Source organism: Alteromonas sp. KS69, from assembly GCF_003989595.1.
Taxonomy (GTDB): Bacteria; Pseudomonadota; Gammaproteobacteria; order Enterobacterales; family Alteromonadaceae; genus Alteromonas; species Alteromonas naphthalenivorans.
Window position 1 is genome coordinate 1 of the sequence record NZ_PYHU01000058.1, and the last position, 5,254, is coordinate 5,254.

Sequence of the window (5,254 nt, forward strand, 5' to 3'; positions counted from 1 at the left end):
ATTTGTGGGGATACCTCAGGGGCAGAGTACTTTTCTGAAAAAAATATACTCTGCCCCTTTGATTTGGCGATTTATTTACTGCCTAAATGCTCGGCCAAACCTGGAATGAATTCAGCTCCATGAACAACCTCTATGCTAGAGCCACTGAAATCATCACCTATCGGTTCTATTCGCCCCCCTAAACACGTGCCTAGAAAAGCTTCAGCAACGGCATAAAATGAAAGGTTATTTTCAGGCTTGCTAAAACCATGTCCTTCATCGGGGTAAAGCACATACGTTACAGGAATATTACGCTTTTTCATCGCTTCCACGATTTGGTCAGACTCCGCTTGTTTTACTCTAGGATCATTCGCTCCTTGTCCAATGAGTAAAGGCTTTTCTATCTTGTCCACATGAGTGATAGGCGAACGCGCTTTAAGCAGAGCTAACCCTTCCTCAGTATTTGGATCGCCTATCGCATGATAAAACACCTGACGAAAGCTTTCCCAGTAAGGAGGTATAGAGTCGAGCAAGGTGATTAAGTTTGACGGCCCAACAATATCAACGCCACATTGGAATGCTTCTGGGGTAACAGTGAGCCCGGTTAGCGTAGCGTAGCCGCCGTAACTTCCTCCCATAATGGCGACTTGGTCATTCGATGTAATACCTTGCTCTATTGCCCATTCTTTCGCATCAATTAGGTCATTGTGCATGGCACCCGCCCATTCTTTATTTCCTGCGTTTAAAAACGCTTTACCAAAGCCTGTTGAAGCGCGAAAGTTAACTTGTAACACGCTGTACCCTCGATTTGTTAACCATTGCGCTAAAGGGTTAAAGCCAAATTCGTCCCTCCCCCAAGGGCCGCCATGTACCAATAAAACCAATGGGGAAGCGCGCTCTGCTTTGCCGTCTTGGTTAGGATCTGCCTCCAAGGGTATAGACAAATAACTCACTAAATCTAGATTATCTCGTGATGGAATCACCACGCCATGCATAACAGAAAGAGGTAGGTTATTAATTTCTGGCTGAGTAATAAATAAGTCCGATAATTCACCGGTTGTAGTATCAAATACTTTATAAATAGGTGATTGATTACTTTGATCAGTAAATACAGTCCAAAGAGAACTATCAATTGTTTGCGCTAAAACTTGTGAGCCGCCACTTAATTGGCTGTTCAGCTGTTGAATGGGGTCAATGAGAGCATCATCTATGGCGTGCCATTCAGGCCTAATATAGTTTAGTGCATAAGCTAGTGGCTTATGGGTACGGGGATGAAAAAGTACATTTGTTACATCTACTTTATCACTACTAGCAATGGAAGTAGGCGTTGTGTCTCCTACTGGTAGGTATACGAGGGCCGCAGTGTTTCGCTCCCGCGTATCTATCATATATATTCCTTCATTCTGTTGATCGAAACCGAGAATATTAAAAGATGATGAATCTGCGAAGGGAACTTCAAACCAAGGATTCCATTCATCAACGGATTTAATAAAAACATGGCTTGCCCCATCTTCTGCCGTCTTTACCGCGACACGCGCATTTAACTTATTATCAAGCACGAAATAAGAAAAACCGTCGTTTTGAATAATTAAGCTGCGCTGCCCAGTGGCGACGTCTACCTTATACACGTCGTGCCATTTTGCATCACGGTCATTCATACCAACAACAACTATGCCTGGAAATGCCGCGTTCTGATCCATCTGGCTAGCTTGCACACCTGCATAAGGAGTTAAGTCCTTTATGTCACCGCTGTCTAAATCTATTCGGTACAAATGCCAATTTTCATCCCCATTTTTATCTTGGGTGAAAAATACATATCGACTGTCTAATGACCAAAAGTGAAGAGGAATACCGCGTCCTGAATCTTGCGTAACGGGGGTCGCGCTGTCGAAATCACCAATTTTGCCAACCCAAATATTCATGACACCATCTACTGGCGCTCTAAAACTCATGCTGTTGCCATCTGGACTGACGCGCCCTTGATAGCGGCTTGGATTGCCGAATAAAACTTCTCGGGAGATAAGCGTTGGCGGCAATGTTTGTGGGTTAGATAAATCGGAAGCTTTTTGGGATGTTTGCTTTGTTTGGGTAACGCAACCGGGTAAGTTAAAAAGCACGCCCAACATGAACGCACAAAAAATGATCTTTTTCATTTTCTTTCCTTGTAGATAGCCTTGTATATGGGCCAATACTACTTGGCTTAACCTTTGTCCCTGTGTAGTAGCTTTTTAATATAGTCACAGATAAACAAATACTACAACATACTTCGCGAATTAACGTATTTCGCTGTAAACGCTACATCGCCTTAAGACATCCGTTTGTAATAATTTGAGAGAGTATGCAAACCATTTGATATTAGGTGACAGAAAGCAAGACAGTAGCTACCTAAGGAAATAGCGCCCTTTATTCGAGAAATATTTACAGTTTTATTCGGTAAAATAGTCATCCTCTCTAGTCGTTACATATATTACGGCGCAAAAAACGCACTTCTTTTTGTCGATAAAATCGGGCTACAAGCCGCATTATGACGCTATTTTGAGCAACAATTTAAAACAATCTGGCAAAGTAGGCCTGTGGTTTGCAACTCCATAACTAACTCACATTAACTCACAAACTGAAGGGATACATTATGTTACGTTGGGCTTTAATATTTTTAGTAGTTGCATTAGTTGCAGCAGTTTTAGGATTTGGTGGAATTGCTGGTTCTGCAGCGGGTATCGCCAAAATTATATTCGGTGTTTTCGTTATCCTACTGATCATTTCAGTTGTTATGAATATGGTTAAAGGCAAAAGTTAAACGAAAGCCGAAGTAAAAAATTGGTTTTAAGACTTTGCGAGAGTCTGTAATAAACAGCCATTAGTCATTTGATTAATGGCTGTTTTTTTTAATTTACGCTTCATCAATGGAGATCATTATGAGCAACAAACAACGCATTACGAACGTAGGTATCGGTCTTGCCGCTGCATCTGCAGGAATTCTAGCGAGAAAAACGCTTCAAAAGTCGTGGGAAAAAGTAACTAACGACCCCGCCCCGAAAGACAAAGAAAGTGAAAATACAGACCTTAAAGAGGCCGTAACCTGGGCTGTAGTATCAGGCATTGGAGCAGGCGTTGCTAGAATGGCCGTTCAATATGTACTAGACAAACGCCAGTCGAAATAACACTGCCAAATTGATACCTCTTAAAAGTGTAAGCACTTATAAGAGGTTTCGAAACGTTGGTTAATTTTTGCGACCTGTTCCCATAACACATCTGTTAAATAAATCTGCAAGATTGAATACAAGCCAATTCATAATTTAACCCTGTATATCTCTCTTCTGGTATAAAAGAAAGCAATGATGGCGCTTAAAATAACGACAGTAACAATGGTGTAGAACATAGACACCATGGGGTAGCCCCACACTACAATCAGCACATAGTTTATTGAGGCGGGCACAACAAGTTGACGGGCAATACCTAAATACATGGGAAACATAGGCTTTTGCATTGCCTGCAATATAGCCACACTTTGAAACAAAACCACGTACGCATAAAAAGCTAATGTATCAATTCTAAGGTACGTTATTCCTGTATTTTTAATGGCACTGTCGTTAGTAAAAAGGCTCATTGCCAGCGGCGATAGAAAATACATAATGGGAATAGACACTACCGCCATAAAGAAACCGATTAGTAACCCCTTGCGGTACGTTTCAGCCACACGGTCGTATTTGTTTACGCCCATATTCTGGCCAGCTATGGCCATTACCGCGCTATTTAACCCTAACGCTGGAAGTAACAACACCTGCTCTAGGCGCAGCCCAACGGTATACCCGGCCACATGCTCGCTACCAAATTGACCGATAAGTGCCACAGTAATAAAACCACCTAAAATAATGGTGAGCATATTGAAGCTAGCGGGCACAATTTGTTTAAGTAGCTTTTGCCAACGCTCTTTATCAAAAGTGGGCATTACCGATATGTTTAAACGCTTCATCAGTACGCGGAACAGGTAAAACGCGGTGGCAAACTTAATCACTACGGTAGCTAGCGCTATACCGCTTACCCCTAAGTCGAGTGCGAAAGTAAAAAAGGGGTTAAGGCCAAAATTGGCAAAGAAACCAATCATGAGTGCATTTCGGTTAGATTTGGTATCGCCTAGTGCCATTAACGCGCCGGCCGCCCCGAAAGATAAGGTGAAACCTACCGAGCCTGCTAACGTTACCCATAAATATTCCATCGCAAGGGGCTCGATATGAGGTTCAGCACCAAGTAAAACCACCAACGGACGCGCCGCAAAAAATCCTATTACACACGACACCGCACTAAAGGCGATGGCAAGGCCGCTTACGTTATCTAGCCAGCCTTTCACTTCGTGGGTTTCTCCCCTACCCGCCCCCGGCGCAATCATTGCAGAAGCCCCAGTTTGAATGCCAATACCAATAGACAGCAGTAGAAAGAAAACGCTGGACGCGATAGATAAACCGGCAAGTGCATTATCTGACAAGTAGCCCGCAAACCAAATATCGGTCAGGTTATACAGTGTATTGAAGATCATGCCCGTTGATGCCGGGATAGCAAGCCGCACCATGTGGCCGACAATAGCGCCTTCCGTTAACGATGGTTCAGATTTGGTGGCTTCTTGCATTTAGCTTCCTCGGCTACAACGAATACCCGCAATAACATACCGACTTTTAAGCCCGCTGGAAAAGTTTTGTTTTCATAATGAGGTAACAGAATGAGATCAGTGTGAATTTAGGAATTAATGTACTCTGCTCTCTTTATTCCTGCTCCCTTTATTCCTACTCCCTTTATTCCCTCCTTATTTAAAAGCTAGTCTACAGCGCTAACTTTCCCTATACTTTTCGCAAACTGTTTAAAAAAGGAACAAGGAATGTATCGATTTGGCATTGTCGGCGCTGGCATGATTGCGGATTTTCATGCTCAGGCTATTAACGCTATACCTAATGCAGAGCTAACAGGGATTTATTCACGTTCAACTGATAAAGCGAACGCCTTCGCACAGAAACATAACTGCACACCTTTTGACGATTATGCTTCTTTTATAAATTCCCCCAATATTGATGTTATTACCGTATGCACCCCATCAGGGTTTCATTTAGAGCCCATATCCGCTGCAGCCAAAGCGGGTAAACACATTATTTGCGAAAAGCCCCTTGAAGTGACCGCCGAACGAGTGGATGAAATGATAGCCGTATGCGCAGAAAATAATGTGATGTTAGCGGGCATTTTCCCCCGACGTTTCAATGCATCGTCGCGTAAGCGATCAATATAGACC

5 protein-coding genes are annotated in these 5,254 nt (G+C 43.0%); 3 read left to right on the plus strand and 2 right to left on the minus strand.

The window, feature by feature from the left end:
* Positions 1 to 71: 71 nt before the first annotated feature.
* A complete protein-coding gene (locus C7Y69_RS20925; protein ID WP_126874059.1) occupies positions 72 to 2,132 on the minus strand; it encodes a S9 family peptidase in 2,061 nt (686 codons plus the stop codon).
* Between the two features lie 476 nt (positions 2,133 to 2,608).
* Here C7Y69_RS20925 and C7Y69_RS20930 point away from each other — a divergent pair, with 476 nt between their 5' ends.
* Together C7Y69_RS20930 and C7Y69_RS20935 are read left to right on the plus strand one after the other, a co-directional pair.
* Positions 2,609 to 2,776 (plus strand): DUF1328 domain-containing protein, encoded by a 168-nt coding sequence (locus C7Y69_RS20930; RefSeq protein WP_126874060.1) that lies wholly within the window; start codon positions 2,609 to 2,611, stop codon positions 2,774 to 2,776.
* 118 nt (positions 2,777 to 2,894) lie between these two features.
* Complete coding sequence (locus tag C7Y69_RS20935; protein ID WP_013783003.1) at positions 2,895 to 3,140, plus strand: DUF4235 domain-containing protein; 246 nt, start codon at positions 2,895 to 2,897, stop codon at positions 3,138 to 3,140.
* Positions 3,141 to 3,268: 128 nt separating this feature from the next.
* Here C7Y69_RS20935 and C7Y69_RS20940 read toward each other — a convergent pair whose 3' ends face one another.
* A complete protein-coding gene (locus C7Y69_RS20940) occupies positions 3,269 to 4,603 on the minus strand; it encodes an MATE family efflux transporter (protein WP_126874061.1) in 1,335 nt (444 codons plus the stop codon).
* Positions 4,604 to 4,849: 246 nt separating this feature from the next.
* Between C7Y69_RS20940 and C7Y69_RS20945 the strand changes: the two genes are divergently transcribed.
* On the plus strand, positions 4,850 to 5,251 hold the full coding sequence (locus C7Y69_RS20945) for a Gfo/Idh/MocA family protein (RefSeq protein ID WP_126874062.1): 402 nt from the start codon (positions 4,850 to 4,852) through the stop codon (positions 5,249 to 5,251).
* Positions 5,252 to 5,254 lie beyond the last annotated feature (3 nt).

What these genes read in the sequence shown, in the direction of transcription:
- C7Y69_RS20925 (WP_126874059.1), bottom strand. Translation starts at nt 2,132, where the DNA reads ATGAAAAAGATCATTTTTTGTGCGTTCATGTTGGGCGTGCTTTTTAAC.
- C7Y69_RS20930 (WP_126874060.1), top strand. Translation starts at nt 2,609, where the DNA reads ATGTTACGTTGGGCTTTAATATTTTTAGTAGTTGCATTAGTTGCAGCA.
- C7Y69_RS20935 (WP_013783003.1), top strand. Translation starts at nt 2,895, where the DNA reads ATGAGCAACAAACAACGCATTACGAACGTAGGTATCGGTCTTGCCGCT.
- C7Y69_RS20940 (WP_126874061.1), bottom strand. Translation starts at nt 4,603, where the DNA reads ATGCAAGAAGCCACCAAATCTGAACCATCGTTAACGGAAGGCGCTATT.
- C7Y69_RS20945 (WP_126874062.1), top strand. Translation starts at nt 4,850, where the DNA reads ATGTATCGATTTGGCATTGTCGGCGCTGGCATGATTGCGGATTTTCAT.